The sequence below is a fragment of the Corynebacterium tapiri genome, from assembly GCF_006334925.1.
Lineage (GTDB): Bacteria > Actinomycetota > Actinomycetes > Mycobacteriales > Mycobacteriaceae > Corynebacterium > Corynebacterium tapiri.
In genome coordinates, this window is the sequence record NZ_VDHJ01000014.1 from 27,555 (window position 1) to 43,537 (window position 15,983).

Sequence of the window (15,983 nt, forward strand, 5' to 3'; positions counted from 1 at the left end):
TCGGTAACGCCTACGCCCGCTCGAGGGCAGCCAGAAGTTTTCCAATAGTTCCGTCGAGGAGCTTCTGGTGCCACAGCATCGGCCCAAACATGGTTTCGCTCTGCCGGAGCAGGGCAAGGCATCCAAGTGCTTGATCGTTCGAGATCTCGGAAGCCTGGCGGGAAGCCAAGAACGACGCTAGGTCTTGGCCGTCGAGCACTGCCAGAGGGTTGTCAACGGGGAACGTGGATACCGCTTCTACTAGTTCTGCGCGGATCTCTGTTGTTTCATCCAGCTGCAGATCCGACCCCTCAACTTCTTCCACCAGCGGAATAAGCGCAAGCAAGGAGGCGAAAGGGGATTCCGGCTCTGAGTCATTCTGCTCAGGAGCATCCGCGGTTTTTTCAGACCGCAAGTAGAAGAGAACGTCATCGGGGTCATAACCCGCAGCACTGCAGACTTTGCGCAGGGTGGTGAGCTTTTGATCCGTGCTGTTATGCAAGAACACGGCCAGCGCAGGATCGATCGTTTTCCATCCCTTTCCAGCAGTTCCTGACTTTTCCACGTCATTAGTAGATAGGTTGCCGGTAGAGGAGGCAGCCGTCAGAACTCCCTCGCGGTTGAACTCCAGCAGTGCTCTGAGCACCACAACCGTCACGTCCTGCCAAGTACGTACCGGGGTCTTAGTGCCTTCAACTTCGACGGCAGCAACCTTTCGGTTGGTAAAGACGTTGTCCTCCCCCATCGGCTCGAACTTAAGAGCTTCCTTCACCGGTTCGAACGACGTCTCGGGGTAGGCCCAGACTTCCAAAGCGCGTGTGGCCAGCGCGTCCGTCCTCTCCTCCAACTGCTTCAAACCCCAGGAATTCTGGGTCTTGACGTAGGAGTTCAAGGTGTAAGGCGAGTCCTTAAAGCCAGCCTTTATGGTGAGCTTGTGTTCAAAGGACTGGTTGGAGTACTCAGAGTTGTAGCCGGTCACCGTGAGGTTTCCAACACGGTTGCGCCATACCTTGTGGATGTCCTCTGCGCCCTCTCCCAGATCTGAACGCCACTGCTTGGTTAGCGTCTGCGGCATGATGTGCTCCACCGAAAGATTGCCGTTTGCCAAGTTTTGAGCAATCCCCGCAATATCCTTGGAGTCCGCTGATTCCAGGGACTCGAACATGTAAGCACGGTAGTTTGTGCGCATCCTGTAGGTGTCACGGGTCTTGAAGGCTTCCGCAAACTCATCATCGGAGGGCAAGCGGCCACTGTGCCCCCGGTCATGCAGCATGTAGGCCAAGATGTTCGAGTAGTCCTCATTATGTTTCCGTAGCTTGCGCAGCTCGCCATACGCGTTGGCAAAAATCTTATTCAAGGCGTTGGAGGGCACACTGACAACCGCTCGACGGAAGATGTAGGTTTCCACGATCCGAATCACTCGAGTGAAGTCCTCTGGGGAGATCACTCCACTCTTCAGGTCGCGATAGACCAACCAGAGGAAGGGCCGAGTGACATCACCAAGCAACAAGTTTGCCCGACGAAGCTGCTGATCAACCTGTTTGTAACCGGTGGAAGCGGAATCAAGCTCCTTCATCAGGATGGAGAACCTGTGCAAGTCCTTCGCCACTTCCACGGAGCTCAGATTGGTCCGCTTGAGAAAGGCCTTGAACTCCTCAAAAACGTTGGACTCCTTGGGCGTTTTCGCGGTTTGGGCTACGAGATACCAGCGGATGAAGCCATCCGTCCAGAACGCGACGTTCTTTTCCATCTCGTTCCAGTATTTCTCGTAGACCTCAGTCTGGGTGTGCTGTGGAAGCCCCATGAGGATGAGGTTGCGGATCTTGTCGGACTCTTTGAGGGCCAAGCCAGTAGAATTGAGGGATTCGAAGATCCGCTGCGGATCGTCATTGCGCTCCAATTCGAGTTGCATAACTTCGAGATTGCACATTCCTTTGTTCCACAGGGTTTCCGCATCGTACTGAGTCTCACGGAGACGCTTTCGAAAATAACGGTAGTTCGCTGTCACACTGGACTTTTCATTGAAAAATTCCTCAGGGCCGAAGAGCTTCTGATAGGAATCCTGGTCGTCCTTGACAGGCTTGAGCTTGAACTTGAAGTCCTCACCATCACGCACCTGCAAAAAGCTTTGCATTAACCTCTGGCCAAATTTCGGGTCCTTAACCTCGATGTCACCAGCCTCGCTAGCGTGAATAAGAGCAAGTAGAAAAAGGCTGAAAGTGGTAAGGCGCTGCTGCCCATCAATCACTACCCAAGTGAAGGAGTCCTCAGCGTTTCCGACGATAGAACCGAAGAAATGCTTATCTTCTCCGCCTTTGCGTACGCATTCTTCGACATCTTCGAACAGCCGCTCACACTGCTTCGCCGTCCAGTCGTAGTTGCGCTGATACACCGGGATCACCAGATACCTTTGCGCAGCATCAAACGGAGTCAGGATGCTAACAACGTGGCCTTTCATGGTTTACTTTTGGTTCCTTCCGCCAATCATGATGACATGATATTCCCAGTCTTTTCCGAGCCTTCTTAAAGCATATTATCTAGCTGGGCAAGAGTCAGAAGTACGGGTTCGAAGACTTTCGCCGCTAGTTAGAGCTTCGGTTAGAAGTTCCCAACCCCCGATCATTGCCCCGCCAGCTGCCGCCTAACCCAGGAAATACAACGGGTTCTCTCTGACATGGCGCATTCCAGCTGCCACCGCACCTTTTGCCACGATGTCTCGGCCTAAGTGGCTTACCCTCAATGTCGGAACAGGGCCGTTGGCGCGTGAATCGAGCTCAACTCGAGCACGCTCCACCACTACTTCGGCGATCTCGACAGCAGATCCCACAACTGCGACGTCCATAGCCCCCAGCAGGCTGCCAAAAACATTCCCTATGCGGGCAAGGCGCACGGCTACTCGCTGCACTATCTCGTCTGCAACCTCATCACCCCTCTGACATGCAGCAATCACTTCTTCAGCGGTACATCCTGCGGCAAGCTCAGTTGCTCTTCCAGCTTCGATCTCGGTCTGGGCCCATTTACGTATGAGACGACGCATGCCATCATGCGCTTCCTCATCCCCGAAGTAGTCCGTGAGAAAACGCATCTCGCCTGCGCCGCCACGCGGTCCCAGCAGCAGTCGTCCATCCACAATGACACCGGCGCCCAGGCGCTCACCGGCGATGAGCGCGACCACATCGGTGCTATCCCCAGCGGCTGCCGCCTCTGCCTCGGCGGCAAGGTTGGCGTCGTTGAACACCAGTACATCGCCGTCGAGTTCTTCCCCCAGGCGCGGGTTCATCACCTGCCAGAAGCTATCCGGTTCTCCGGGCGAGAGTCCGTCCTCCCCAACCGGTGCCGGCACGCCCAAAACACACAACACCCGGGCATGAGCGGGGCATTCACCCATAAGCTCCGCCCGGAACTGCCGGATCCGCTCCAACCTGTCGTCGTCCTCGGAAAGCTCCTGCCACCGGCGCACCCGTACTTCCCCCGTCAGGTCGCACACGAGTCCGGTCAGGTGGTGTTGTCCGGCCTCGATACCGATCACCGCAACAGCGAAGGAGGCCAGCTGATACTCCTGCGCGGGCCGTCCACGCCGGCGCGGCTTTGCCGCTACCGTTTCTCCCCCCACGCGATTACCCCCAAGAGGTACGACCTCTCTGATCCAACCCGCGTTCAACAAATCACCGCACACCGCCAGTGCCGTAGCGCGGGTAAGCCCCACGGACTTCATAACGTCGCTGGCAGTGAACCGTTTTCCGTGCAACGCGAAGCGAGCCACTGCCTCCTTATTCAGTGCCCTTATGGCGCTCGTGGAGTGTGCAGCTGCCGTTTCCGGGTTAGTGAGATTTCTCAAGTCTGTCCATTCACTCGAAAGGGGAATTAATTTAGAACCCATACGAATAATCTCACCGTACCCGGAGGATTGGCTATGCACCGTCGAGAAGCTCTGCCCCCGCTGAGCAGACGCACCTTCCTCGCCGCCTCGGCCGCCTTACTGGCAACGCCACTAGCCTCATGCGCACGCGGCAACACCACCACCACGGATATCCGCTTCTACCAGTCGAAGCCCGAGGCTATCCCCTACTTCACTGACCTGGCGAGCGAGTTCAACAAGAGCCAGAACACGTTCCACGTCACCCATGACACCGCGACCAACCTCTCCGCGAGCTTCGTGCGCGACAATCCACCAGATCTGGGGTGCTTGAACTACAACCTGGAGATGGGCCGCTTCATGGAGCGCGGCGCCCTCACCGACCTCGCCGATCTGCCCGAGGCGGATCGCATACGCGACGACGTCAAAGAGCTGGCCACGGCCTACGCCACATACGAGGGGCGCACCAGCGTGCTCCCTTACTCCGTGACGGCGTCCAGCGTGATCTACAACCGTGACATCTTTGACCAGCACGGCTTGGAGGTTCCGGAAACCTGGGACGAATTCATCAACCTCTGCGAGACGCTGAAGTCCAAGGACGTCCTGCCGATCTACTCCACATTCCTCGACCCGTGGACGATTACCCAGGGTCTTTTCGACTACACCGTAGGCGGGCTCGTGGACGTCAAGGACTTCTACGACAAGATGAAGGTGATCGGCAAGGATGTCGGCCCGGACTCTGAGGTCAGCTTCCAAAACACCCTGCGCGAACCCGTGCAGCGCATGATGCAGTTGATCGAATACACCAACCGCGACGCCACGAGCCGTGCCTACGGCGACGGCAATAGCGCGTTTGCCGACGGCGCTTCGGCCATGTACTTCCAGGGCCCCTGGGCGCTGGCACAGCTGGACGTCATCGATCCGAACCTGAACCTGGGTACGTTCCCGCTGCCGATGACGGACAACCCTGCGGATCGTAAGGTGCGCGTGAACATCGACCTCTCGCTCTGGATCCCGGAAAAGGCCGACGCGATCCCCGGCGCGCGGGAATTCTTGAAGTTCCTCATGCGTCCGGAAAACCAGAACGCCTACAACGAGGCCTTCCTCGCCTTTGGCACCACCAAGGATGCCCCGAAGGCAGCCGACCCACGCATCGCAGACATGCAGCGCTACTACGACGAGGCCCGCTACTACATGGGCGCCTCTCAGTTCATCCCCAAGTCCATCCCTGCCGAGAACTACATCCAAGCAATCGCTACCGGAGCAGACCAGGAATCCGTCCTGGCACGGCTCGACGCCGACTGGGCGCGGTTCGCTTTCCGCGCATAAACAGGAAGGCTGACCTATGAGTACTACACGTGCACAACGCCGCGTTAGGCGGCGCAAGGTAGATACCCTCTTCTACCTCTTCCTTGTCCCCTCACTGGTTATCTTCACCATCGCGATCACCCTTCCCGCGGTGATGGGGTTTGCCTACAGCTTCACCAACTCCATCGGATTCGGAGACTTCGAGTTCATCGGGCTGCGCAACTACCGCGCCATGATGACCGACCCCGGCATCTTGGACGCCTACGCATTCACCTTGATGTTCGCGCTGGTGACCGTGATTCTGGTGAACATCGTCGCGTTCGCCCTAGCGCTGGGACTGACGTCCAAGATCCGGGCCATGACCGCTCTGCGCACGATGTTTGTCCTGCCGATGGTGGTCTCGGGCATCGTGATCGCTTACGTTTTCCAGTTCCTCTTTGCCAAGACGCTTCCTGAGCTCGGCGCGGCCCTCGGGTCCGAAACGCTGAGCACCTCCATCCTGGCCTCGGAGCGTTACGCCTGGCTGGCAATCGTATTCGTCACTGCTTGGCAGGCCATCCCTTCGGCGATGCTGATCTACATCGCCGGTCTGGTCACCATCCCGGACGAGATCTACGAGGCAGCTGCCATCGACGGCGCCTCCTGGTGGCAGCGCCTGCGCATGATCACCATCCCGATGGCGGCTGGCTTCATCGTCATCAACACCATCTTGGGATTCAAAAACTTCCTCAACGCCTACGACATCATCGTCGGCTTGACCAACGGTGGACCCGGCACTGCCACCCGACCGGTGGCTATGTCCATCCTGCGTGGCTTCGAGGGCGGCGACTACGCCTACCAGATGGCCAACGCCATGGTGTTCTTCCTCATCTCTATCGTCATCGCGCTGGTTCAGCTGCGCGTCACTAAGGCAAGGACGGTGTTTGGATCATGAGTACGCCGCTGCACAACGACAACAAGGCACGGACTCCTAAGGCCCGCACCTCGTCGTCCACGAATTGGACTGCCACGATCCTGCTAGCGATCTGTTCACTTTCGGTCATTATTCCGCTGGTGGCCACCGTCTTCATGGCATTCAAGACGAGCGAGCAGGCACTGGATGGCAACGCGTTCAGCTTCCCGAGCCCCATCAACTTCAGCTCCTTCGCCGAAGCATGGCAGCTCACCAATTTCCCCCGAGCCGCCATGATCAGTGCCTTTATCACGCTCATCGCTGTGGTCGGTGAAATCATTGTGAGCTCACTGGCGGCATACGCCATCGTGCGTAACTGGGAGCACCGGTTCTTCCGCTACAGCTTCTTCTACCTGCTCGCCGCCATGTTCATCCCGTTCCCGGTGGTGGCGTTGCCGCAGGTACGCCTGACGGGTCTGCTGGGGCTAGACAACCCGCTGGGCGTGGCTATCCTGCACATCAGCTTCGCCCTGGCGTTCAACACCATGCTGTTCACTGCCTTCCTGAGCACCATTCCGAAGGATCTTGAAGACAGCATGCGTATCGACGGCGCCGGCACCTGGACGGTTTACTGCCGGCTCATCCTGCCGCTGCTGGCTCCGATGTGCGCGACGGTGGGCATCTTCGCCTTCATCCAGTCCTGGAACGACTTCATGATGCCCTCGCTCATCATTTCCGACCCGACCCTGCAGACGATCCCCGTGATCCAGCAGATGTTCCAGACGCAGTTCTCGAACAACTACAACATCGCCTTCGCCTCGTACCTCATGGCCATGGCCCCGACCATCATTGCTTACATAGTGATGCAACGTTGGGTCATCTCCGGCCTTACCCAGGGTGCAGTTAAGTAGAAAGGAATTCTTCGCAATCATGCTTATCGACGACAAGAACTGGTGGCGCCAGGCCGCGGTCTATCAGATCTATCCCCGTTCCTTCGCCGATGCCAATGGCGATGGTCTCGGAGACCTGCAGGGTGTGATCTCGCGGGCTGACTACCTCAAGTCCCTGCATATCGATGCAGTCTGGCTCAGCCCCTTCTACCCCTCCGCGCTTGCCGACGGCGGCTACGACGTCGACGACTACCGCAACGTGGATCCGCGCATCGGCACCCTGGAGGACTTCGACGAGATGGTCCAGGTCCTGCACGAGCGCGGCATCCGGGTGATCGTCGACCTGGTTCCTAACCACACCTCCAATCTGCACGAGTGGTTCCAGGCAGCCCTCAAGGCGGGGCCGGGCTCCCCGGAGCGGGCGCGCTACATCTTCCGGGAGGGTCGCGGTGAGAACGGCGAGCTGCCGCCGACGGACTGGACCTCCATCTTCGGCGGCCCCTCCTGGACCCGCGTGGAGGACGGCCAGTGGTACCTGCACAACTTCGCCCCTGAGCAGCCGGATCTGAACTGGAAGAACCCGGAGGTACACGAGGACTTCATCAAGACCCTGCGCTTCTGGCTCGACCGCGGTGCCGACGGTTTCCGCGTCGACGTGGCACACGGCCTGGCCAAGGACCTACCGGAGGACGCCGCCTCTCTGCCGTCCAAGGCCGAACTGGATGCGATGCCTGTCGACGGTACGCACCCGCTGTGGGACCGCGACGAGGTCCACGAGATCTACCGCGAATGGCGCGAGGTGCTCAACGAGTACACCCCGGCGCGTACCGCCGTCGCCGAGGCATGGGTGGAGACGTCCCGTCGCCCGCACTACTCCAGCCCGGATGGGCTTGGGCAGGCCTTCAACTTCGACCTTCTCGACGCCGATTTTTCCGCCCCAGAGTTCCGCCACCTCATCGCCCACAACCTGGAGCTGTCCGACCAGACCGGTTCCTCGTCTACGTGGGTATTCTCCAACCACGATGTGGTCCGCCACGCCACCCGCTTCGGTCTGCCATTGCTGGGCAGCGCCGAGGACATCGAACACCCGGACACGTGGATCAAGGCTGATCAGGCTAAGCACTTTGTGCTTACCGACGGCGCCGAGCCCGCCCTGGATCGCGAACTCGGCCTGCGCCGCGCCCGCGCGGCAACCTTGCTCGAGCTAGCGCTTCCGGGCTCTGCTTACATGTACCAAGGCGAGGAACTTGGCCTGCACGAAGTCGTCGAAATTTCCGACGATCAGCGCCAGGACCCCACCTTCTTCCGCTCCCCTGGAGTGGAGAAGGGCCGTGATGGTTGCCGCGTTCCGCTGCCGTGGACAGCCGAGGGTGAGTCCTTCGGATTCGGCCAGGCGGCACCCCATCTTCCGCAACCTGCCTGGTTTGCAGAGGTCAGCGTCGAAAAGCAGGACGGTAAGGACGGCTCCACTCTGAGCATGTACCGGGAGGCTCTGGCTCTGCGCCGCGAGCTCTTGACCGAGGATGAGTCGCTGACCTGGATAGACGAGCTGTGTGGCGAGTACTCCCTGGCGTTTGAGCGCGCCGGCGGCTGGGTTACCGTCATGAACTTCGGTGACGATCCGATCGCTCTGCCCGCGGGCAAAGTGCTGCTGTCTAGCGGGCCGCTTGCCCAGGAGGGTGAGCTGCCCGGAGCGACGACTGTGTGGCTGCAGCGCTAGGAGCCCTAAATAAGAGTTAAGGCCCCGGACACATGAGGTGTTCGGGGCCTTATTGCATGCTCTTGGCTAGTTGGGCAGGCGCTTGCCGGTGGCAGCGGAGAAGTTGTGCTGCTGTCCCTCGCGGATGCGCACGTGCAAAACGGTTCCTACCGGCGGGGCGGTGCGCGGGAAGGTGCGGATGATGACCTGCCCGATGTCCACGTTGTCCGGGTTGCTATCTGTGCCGGAGGCAAGATCGCCTCCGCCGACCAAGCTGCCGTACATGTAGGCGTCGCTGCCTAGCTCTTCGACCATCTCGATGCGCACCGGGATCGTGTCCTCGCCAGGCTCCTGCGCGCTGAAAATGTCCAGGCCCTCGGGACGGAAGCCCACCACGATCTGCCCGTTGTCCTCCGGGGTAACCGCGGCCTGGGCCTCGCGGCTGACGCGCACGCGGGCCTCACCCAGGGTGGCAAACCCGTCGCCGGTCAGCGTGAAGGTACCCAGGTTCATAGCCGGGGAGCCAATGAATCCGGCAACGAAAGTGTTCACCGGCCGATCAAACATCTCCTGCGGAGTGGCCACCTGCTGCAGGACACCGTCTTTGAGCACCGCGATGCGATCGCCCATGGTCAGGGCCTCGGTCTGGTCGTGGGTGACGTACAACGTGGTCACCCCGAGCTCGCGCTGCAGCTGAGACACCTGCGTACGCGTCTGCACACGCAGCTTCGCGTCGAGGTTACTGAGCGGCTCATCCATGAGGAACACCTGCGGGCGGCGCACGATGGCACGGCCCATCGCCACGCGCTGGCGCTGACCACCAGACAGGGCCTTGGGCTTGCGGTCCAGATAATCCGTCAGTCCCAGGCTCAGCGCGGCGGCCTCCACGTGCTGGTTGATCTCGGCCTTATCCATGCCGGCGATCTTCAGGGCAAAGCCCATGTTGTCGCGCACACTCATGTGCGGGTACAGCGCGTAGTTCTGAAACACCATCGCAATGTCGCGCTCTTTCGGCGGCAGATTGGTGATGTCGCGGTCGCCGATATGGATGGAGCCGTCTGATACTTCTTCCAGGCCTGCCAGCATGCGCAGAGTGGTGGACTTGCCGCAGCCGGAGGGGCCGACCAGAACGAGGAATTCTCCATCCGCGATGTCCAGGTTGAGCGCGTCCACGGACGGGCGGTCTGCTCCTGGGTACAGACGGGTGGCGTTGTTAAAAGAGACCGAAGCCATCGGTGTTGTCCTTTCATCGGCAGGTACGTGCCGAACGATCCGTAGTGAAAGAGATGAAGTTGTCGAGGTCACACTTAGCAGCGAAACCTCCTTTGTTCAGCCTAGGCCTGGTGGCCGGTTAATGTCAGCACTTTCGCGCTGTGAATTTGGCCTAAAACGCCAGCTCTTTGGACAGATAGCGCCGCCCTCTCTACAACGCTGAGCCCTGCGCTGGCAACGCCGACGATCCTGCTCGGTGTGACTTTCCGCCCCGGCGCCAGGCAGAATGGTTGCCACTATGACTTCTTCAGGTTCTGCTGGCGCCCGCTCAGCCACCGCGGTGCGCACTGCCCTCGTCGCCGCCCTGGTGGGCGCGACTGGCGTGGGAAGCTACGGGTTCTTCTCCGAGCACACCGACATGGTTCCGGGTGCAACAACCGCCAGTGGGCCGTCCATGCAGTCCACGTCAGGCCAATCCTCCCAGGCCCCGGCTGAGGCCACTCCGTTTACTACGGCAGACGCCGGATCGTGCGTGACCTGGCAGGTGGGCAACGGGGGAGAACTGACCTACTTTGAGCGCACAGACTGCAACAATGCCCACCGCTTCGAGGTCTCCGTGCGCGAGAACTTGGCCACATACCCCACCAGCGAGTTCGGTCCCCAGGCGCAGCGTCCGGACGTCGAGAGGCAAGCGCAGCTGCGTGAGGAGCTCTGCCAAAACGCCACCCTGCAGTACCTGGATGGCGCTTTCGACCCCTCCGGGCGTTACTCCATCGCCTCCATCCTGCCCCCGGCCGACAAGTGGGCCGCGGGAGATCGCACCCTGCTGTGTGGCGTCCAATCCACCGACTCCCACGGGCAGGTCGTGGAAACGCAAGGTTTTGCTGCCGAGCAGGACCAAGCACGCACGTTCGTGGCCGGCACCTGTGTTGCGGTGAGCGATCAGCAGCAGCTCAGCGCCGTCGACTGCGCCGCCCCGCACCAGCTCGAAGCCACGCAGGTCGTGGACCTGAAGCCCGTTTTCCCCGACCACACACCGAGCGTGGAGGAGCAAGACAAGCACCTGCGCGAAACCTGCGAAAAGGCCGCCATGGATTTCCTGGGCGGCGAGGAAAACCTCTATCAGTCCACGCTGCAGCCCTACTGGATTCCTCTCCAGCCGGCGTCGTGGGCAGGTGGGTCGCACTCGACCAACTGCTACCTGGTCCACGCCAATGAGGGCGGCGGCTTCTCTGAGCTCGCCGGCTCGGCCACCGCAGGCACCAGCGGGTTCACCATCAACGGCACGCCGCCGCCTCCCCAGCCGGAGCGCGAGCCGCTGCGTAAACCGCCCGCCTAATGGCGTATTCCGTCTCCGAGGAGCGTTTTGACTCGCTTGTCGACGACGCCCTTGCCTCCATCCCCGATGCCCTGGCCGATCACCTGGGCAACGTGGTCATCCTCGTGCGCGAGCGCAATGAGGAGCATCACGACCTTCTCGGGTTCTACGTGGGAGTGCCGCTAACCGAGCGCACCCACGATCACACCGGTTACCTGCCGGACACGATCTTCATCTACAAGGCCGCGCTGGAGGACATGTGCTTCAGCGAGGAGCAGCTGGCCCACGAGGTCAAGGTGACCGTGATGCACGAGGTCGCCCACTACTTCGGCATCGAGGAGGACCGCCTCCACGAGCTCGGCTGGGGCTAGCTAGTCTGCCCCACCACGGCGGGCCTGCTCCACCCAGGCATTGGCCTGGTCCAGGCGCTGCAGGGTGGCAGCGAATTCGCTATCGGTATCGCGCGGTCGCGCCGAGGGCCACGAGCCCAAGAAGGCAATGTCCTGCGATCGCAGCCAGAGCGCGCGCAGCGCCTCGGCCAGGGGCTGATCGTCGATGTGCCCCACGAAGTCCACGTAGAACAGGTAGGAACCGGGTTCGCTGACCGTGGGACGGGAAGCAATGCGGGACAAGTTGATGCCCCGCAGCGAGAAGTCCTGCAACGCCGCGCCTAGGGTGCCTGGTTCGTTGTTGAGGGTGAACACCACCAGGGTGGTGTCGTTACCCGTGCGCGGGGTCGGCTGAGCTCGCTTGCCCACCACCACAAAGCGCGTGCGCGCCCCGCGCTCATCCGCCACCCCGCGCGCGATTTCTGTCAGGCCGTAAATGTCCGCTGCGCGGGCCGGGGCTGCCGCAGCATCCGCCTTGCCTTCGGCCACCATGCGCGCTGCCGCCGCGTTGGAGGAGGCCGCGACGAACTCCACACCTGGGAGGTTGTCCTTCAACCAGTGTCGGATCTGCTGGTAGGCGATGGGATGCGTGGTCAGGGTGCGGATCTTTTCCGGCGCGGTATCTGGGCGCGTCATCACAGAAAAAGCGATGTCCACTTCGTGCTCGTAGAAGATCTGCACGTCGTGACCCCCGTCGACAAGCGCGTCGTACGTGCCCGTCACCGCGCCATCTACGGAATTCTCAATCGCGACCACCGCGTATTCCGCCTCCCCGGCGCGCACAGCGTCCAGAGCCTCGGCCGGGCTATTTACCGGCAGTGGTCGCACCTCATGCGAGAAGGCACCGGCCTCTGTAAATGCCAGCAGGGCGGTCTCGGTAAAGGTTCCTTCTGGGCCCAGGTACGCCACGGTCGTCTGCATGCTCTCCAGCCTACGGGGCTTCGGGTTAGGCTGGCCGACATGGCTGAGATGGAATCGATGGATGTACTGGCGCAACGCGTAGCTTCCATGCGCCCCGAGGAACACGGCTTTGCCTATTTTGATCCCCACGCTTCCACCACAGCGCGCGGGGACTTGAGCGGGTGGATCATTCCCGCCAAGGACCTCTACCCCTATGCCGGCATGCCGGTGACCTATGGTTCCCAGGAACGCACCGAGATGGGGCATAAGACCGAGGACTTTGTCGCCGCTTATGAGCGCCGTGGTGCACTCGTCCCCGGCAAGTCGGTGACCTCTGAACTGGGGTTGAGCGTGGATGCAGAGCCGCGCGGATTGCCGGCGGTGGATAATCCGCTGTGGCCAGGGCACACCCCCGGCGGTTCCTCAGGAGGCGCGGCTGCCATGGTGGCCCGCGGGCTGGTGCGGGCTGCCCACGCCTCCGACGGCGGTGGATCCATTCGCGTCCCCGCAGCCGCCTGCGGCCTGGTGGGCTTCAAGCCCGCGAGCGAACCGGTTGCGGTTCAGGGGTTCATCACCACCAGCGTGGCGGATCAGTTTCTCCTCCACCAGCTAGAACCCAATCCGGCCCCGCGCTCGATCGGCCTGCTTACCGAACCATTGTTCGCTGAAACGTCGGTGCAGACCGAGTGGCTGCGAGCCGCCCACGAGGCCGCCGAGTCGCTCCGCGCCGCAGGCCACCGGGTTGTCGAGGTCTCCGCTTTCCCGGAGGCTTCCCAGACCTTCGAGTACTTCACGGACATCTTCAGCTCCAAGATCGCCCGCCTGGAGCACGCCGACTACCTGGCAGAATTCCTGCGCGAACGCGGACGCCAGGTCACACCCGAGCGTCTGGCCGAGGCTCGCGCCTTTTCGGCCGCCTTGCCCCAGTTGTTGCGCGACTTCTACGGGGTAGACGTCCTGCTCAACCCGACCATCGCAGGCGACCCGCCCCGCACCGGCGCGTTCAGCTCGCTGCCTCCGGAGGAGAACTTCGCGGCCCAAACCCGCTGGACTCCGTGGAGCTCGCTGTTCAACATCGCTGGAGCAGCTGCCATTTCGATTCCCTGGCCTGTTCCCGGGCGCCCCCAACCGGCGGCCGTCCAGCTGGGTTCGCTCACCCTCGACGACTCTCAGCTGCTCTCGCTCGCCGCCGAGTTGCATCGATGAGGCGGCTCAAGGCCGAGATCCTGGTGGTCCTGGCGGTCACCTTCGGCATGTCGGGAGTGCGCTCGGTCCTGCGGCTTATCGACGCCCTCACCCAACCCACAGCCCTCAACGAGCAGGAAGTCACCCTCAACAGCAGCCAGTCCTCGTTGGCCTGGCTCGACCTCTCGCTGCAGATCGTCGGGGCGGCCTCGCTGTTCGCCTGGGGAGCCCTCTCGCTATTCCTGCTGGCCGGCGACCACATTCACCTGCCCCGCCCGCGTGGCCGCGACCTACTAAGTGGGGCAGGTTTGGCAGCCCTCATTGGCATTCCCGGGCTGGCGTTCTACCTGGGCGCGGTGCACTTTGGGCTATCCAAGGTCGTCGTGCCCAGCGACATGAGCCACCCGCTCATCGAGGCCCCCGTCCTCATCCTGTGGTCTCTCGCCAACGCCTTCGCCGAGGAGATCGTGGTGGTCTTCTACCTCTTCTCGCGGTTGCGCTCCCTCGGTTGGGGCCTGCCCGCCGTGCTGATCTCCTCCGCTGTTTTGCGCGGCTCCTATCACCTCTACCAGGGGATTTCCGCTGGATTTGGCAACATCATCATGGGGTTGGTCTTTGGTTACGTGTTCTATCGCACCGGCAAGATCTGGCCGTTGATCGTGGGGCATGCGCTTATCGACGTCGTTGCCTTCCTGGGATATGCCCTCCTCGGGGATGCCCTCGCCCTGCCTGGCTAAACCCTCCCAACCAGCACCGTCGTTCACCAACACCGCGCCCAGGCCGCTACTCTGTTGGGCATGAATAATGAGGGACGCCACCGCAGCCCAGACGACGAGCACCAGCGTCTGGGGCATTCGGGGGATCCTCGCGATGCGCGGGAGGAATTCCTCATTGGTCGCGACGGCAAGCCTATGGTGGACCGTTACGGTCGGCCGATCCGGCGTCGTAACGCACCGCGTGCGGCGAGCCCTCAGCGACCCGCACCGGAGCGCAAATCCACCTATACCCCGCGGCGTCGCCCGCCGCGTCGCGAGCAGCCGCCGCAAAACCAGGCAAGCGAGCCAGCACCGCCGCGCCCGCGCCAGTACATCCCTCCGCGCCAGCCTGCCCGCCAGCAGCCGCCTCGACAGCAGCAGCCGCAGCAGGGCCAGCAGCGCTACTCGGCGCAGCCCCCGCGCGAGGCCTACTACCCGCCAGCCAGCGTGCACGATGAACCCCTGCAGGTAGCTCCACGTGCCCAGAAGCCACCCCGGCGGCGCCGCAATCCGCTCGGGTGCATGGGATGCTTCGGCTGCTTCGGGTGGATGATGGCCATCGTCCTTGTCCTCGCCGTAGTCACCGGTCTGTGGGCCGACGCGCGCCTCAACCGTGTGGATGCCATGCCGGCGCAGCAGATCTCCAACACCGCCGGCACCAACTGGTTGCTGGTGGGTTCGGACTCGCGCCTGGGTCTTAGCGATGAGCAGATCCAGAAGCTCGGCACGGGTGGCGACGTCGGCGTAGGCCGCACCGACACCATCATGCTGTTGCACATGACGCCCTTCGGCAAGGCAAAGCTGATCTCTATCCCGCGCGATAGCTACGTCTCCATCCCTGGCTACGGGGAGAACAAGATCAACGCCGCCTTCACCTATGGCGGGCCTAAGCTGCTGACCGAGACGGTCGAGCAGGAAACCGGCCTGCACATCGACCACTACGCCGAGATCGGCATGGGTGGATTGGCAAACCTGGTGGACTCGGTCGGCGGAGTAGAGATCTGCGTCAAGGAGCCCATCCAGGACCCGCTGGCCAACATCGACGTGCAGCCCGGCTGCCAGCGCATGGAGGGTCCGACGGCCCTGGGCTACGTGCGCACGCGAGCCACCGCGCTTGGCGACCTCGACCGCGTCCAACGCCAACGCGAATTCTTCTCCGCGCTGGTCACGCAGATCACTAAGCCGCAGACGATCCTGAACCCGTTCCGCATGATCCCGCTGATTGCCCACACGACCGGCACCTTCACCGTGGACGAGTCCGACCACGTCTGGCACCTCGCCCGCGTGGCCCTGGCCATGGCCCGCGGCGTGGAGACCGAGACCATTCCGGTCGGCGGCTTCACCGACACCAGCGTGGGCAACGTGGTCCTGTGGGACGAAGCCGCCGCGGAGGCACTGTTCGCCTCGATGCGCTAGGGGTTAGAGCGCGCTTCTCGACGCTCCCCGGCCCGCGCCAAGGCTGACGCCGGGCTCGCCCGCGAACTCGAGAGTGCAAATGTCTGCACGTTGCAGTCGTTTACAGTGCAAAATCCTGCATCGCCCGTAGTGCCAGCCTTGTTGTGAGTCACCCTGCAACAAGGAGGCAATCATGTTCACACCC

Annotated in this window: 13 protein-coding genes; 9 read left to right on the plus strand and 4 right to left on the minus strand. The window is 61.9% G+C overall.

Annotation, left to right across the window (positions count from 1 at the left end; genetic code table 11):
* Nucleotides 1–10 precede the first annotated feature (10 nt).
* Both FHE74_RS09545 and FHE74_RS09550 read right to left on the minus strand, forming a co-directional pair.
* The gene (locus tag FHE74_RS09545) at nucleotides 11–2,437 is read right to left on the minus strand and encodes a DUF262 domain-containing protein (protein ID WP_139466284.1); all 2,427 of its coding nucleotides are present in this window, start codon (nucleotides 2,435–2,437) and stop codon (nucleotides 11–13) included.
* Between the two features lie 183 nt (nucleotides 2,438–2,620).
* Complete coding sequence (locus FHE74_RS09550) at nucleotides 2,621–3,742, minus strand: ROK family protein (protein ID WP_180339738.1); 1,122 nt, start codon at nucleotides 3,740–3,742, stop codon at nucleotides 2,621–2,623.
* Between the two features lie 150 nt (nucleotides 3,743–3,892).
* Between FHE74_RS09550 and FHE74_RS09555 the strand changes: the two genes are divergently transcribed.
* From FHE74_RS09555 to FHE74_RS09570, 4 genes are read left to right on the plus strand one after another with little or no spacing between them, the layout of a single operon-like run.
* Nucleotides 3,893–5,164, plus strand: a complete 1,272-nt coding sequence (locus tag FHE74_RS09555; RefSeq protein WP_139466286.1) for an ABC transporter substrate-binding protein — start codon at nucleotides 3,893–3,895, stop codon at nucleotides 5,162–5,164.
* A gap of 16 nt (nucleotides 5,165–5,180) precedes the next feature.
* Entirely contained in the window at nucleotides 5,181–6,077 is an 897-nt protein-coding gene (locus tag FHE74_RS09560; protein ID WP_139466287.1) for a carbohydrate ABC transporter permease, read from the plus strand.
* Nucleotides 6,074–6,946 carry a carbohydrate ABC transporter permease gene (locus FHE74_RS09565; RefSeq protein ID WP_139466288.1) on the plus strand — a complete coding sequence of 291 codons (873 nt, stop codon included), beginning with the start codon at nucleotides 6,074–6,076 and terminating at the stop codon, nucleotides 6,944–6,946. Before FHE74_RS09560 ends, FHE74_RS09565 begins: the two co-directional genes overlap by 4 nt.
* Nucleotides 6,947–6,965: 19 nt before the next feature.
* The gene (locus FHE74_RS09570; protein WP_139466289.1) at nucleotides 6,966–8,645 is read left to right on the plus strand and encodes a glycoside hydrolase family 13 protein; all 1,680 of its coding nucleotides are present in this window, start codon (nucleotides 6,966–6,968) and stop codon (nucleotides 8,643–8,645) included.
* Between the two features lie 66 nt (nucleotides 8,646–8,711).
* On the opposite strand, the gene FHE74_RS09575 is transcribed toward FHE74_RS09570, so the two are convergent.
* A complete protein-coding gene (locus tag FHE74_RS09575) occupies nucleotides 8,712–9,857 on the minus strand; it encodes an ABC transporter ATP-binding protein (RefSeq protein WP_139466290.1) in 1,146 nt (381 codons plus the stop codon).
* A 277-nt stretch (nucleotides 9,858–10,134) separates the two neighbouring features.
* Between FHE74_RS09575 and FHE74_RS09580 the strand changes: the two genes are divergently transcribed.
* Nucleotides 10,135–11,175, plus strand: coding sequence for a septum formation family protein (locus FHE74_RS09580; protein WP_139466291.1), 1,041 nt, complete (start codon nucleotides 10,135–10,137; stop codon nucleotides 11,173–11,175).
* Nucleotides 11,175–11,525, plus strand: a complete 351-nt coding sequence (locus FHE74_RS09585) for a metallopeptidase family protein (RefSeq protein WP_139466292.1) — start codon at nucleotides 11,175–11,177, stop codon at nucleotides 11,523–11,525. The genes FHE74_RS09580 and FHE74_RS09585 overlap by 1 nt, the downstream gene beginning before the upstream one ends.
* Here FHE74_RS09585 and pheA read toward each other — a convergent pair whose 3' ends face one another.
* Nucleotides 11,526–12,464: a prephenate dehydratase gene (pheA, locus tag FHE74_RS09590; RefSeq protein ID WP_139466293.1), complete on the minus strand. Its 939-nt coding sequence runs from the start codon at nucleotides 12,462–12,464 to the stop codon at nucleotides 11,526–11,528. It abuts the gene before it with no gap.
* A 39-nt stretch (nucleotides 12,465–12,503) separates the two neighbouring features.
* On the opposite strand from pheA, the gene FHE74_RS09595 reads away from it, so the two are divergent.
* The 3 genes from FHE74_RS09595 (at nucleotide 12,504) to FHE74_RS09605 (ending at nucleotide 15,799) form a co-directional block, all read left to right on the plus strand.
* Entirely contained in the window at nucleotides 12,504–13,649 is a 1,146-nt protein-coding gene (locus tag FHE74_RS09595; RefSeq protein WP_342773748.1) for an amidase, read from the plus strand.
* Nucleotides 13,646–14,365 (plus strand): CPBP family intramembrane glutamic endopeptidase, encoded by a 720-nt coding sequence (locus FHE74_RS09600; protein WP_139466294.1) that lies wholly within the window; start codon nucleotides 13,646–13,648, stop codon nucleotides 14,363–14,365. Before FHE74_RS09595 ends, FHE74_RS09600 begins: the two co-directional genes overlap by 4 nt.
* A gap of 174 nt (nucleotides 14,366–14,539) precedes the next feature.
* Nucleotides 14,540–15,799 carry an LCP family protein gene (locus tag FHE74_RS09605; RefSeq protein WP_246049276.1) on the plus strand — a complete coding sequence of 420 codons (1,260 nt, stop codon included), beginning with the start codon at nucleotides 14,540–14,542 and terminating at the stop codon, nucleotides 15,797–15,799.
* Nucleotides 15,800–15,983 lie beyond the last annotated feature (184 nt).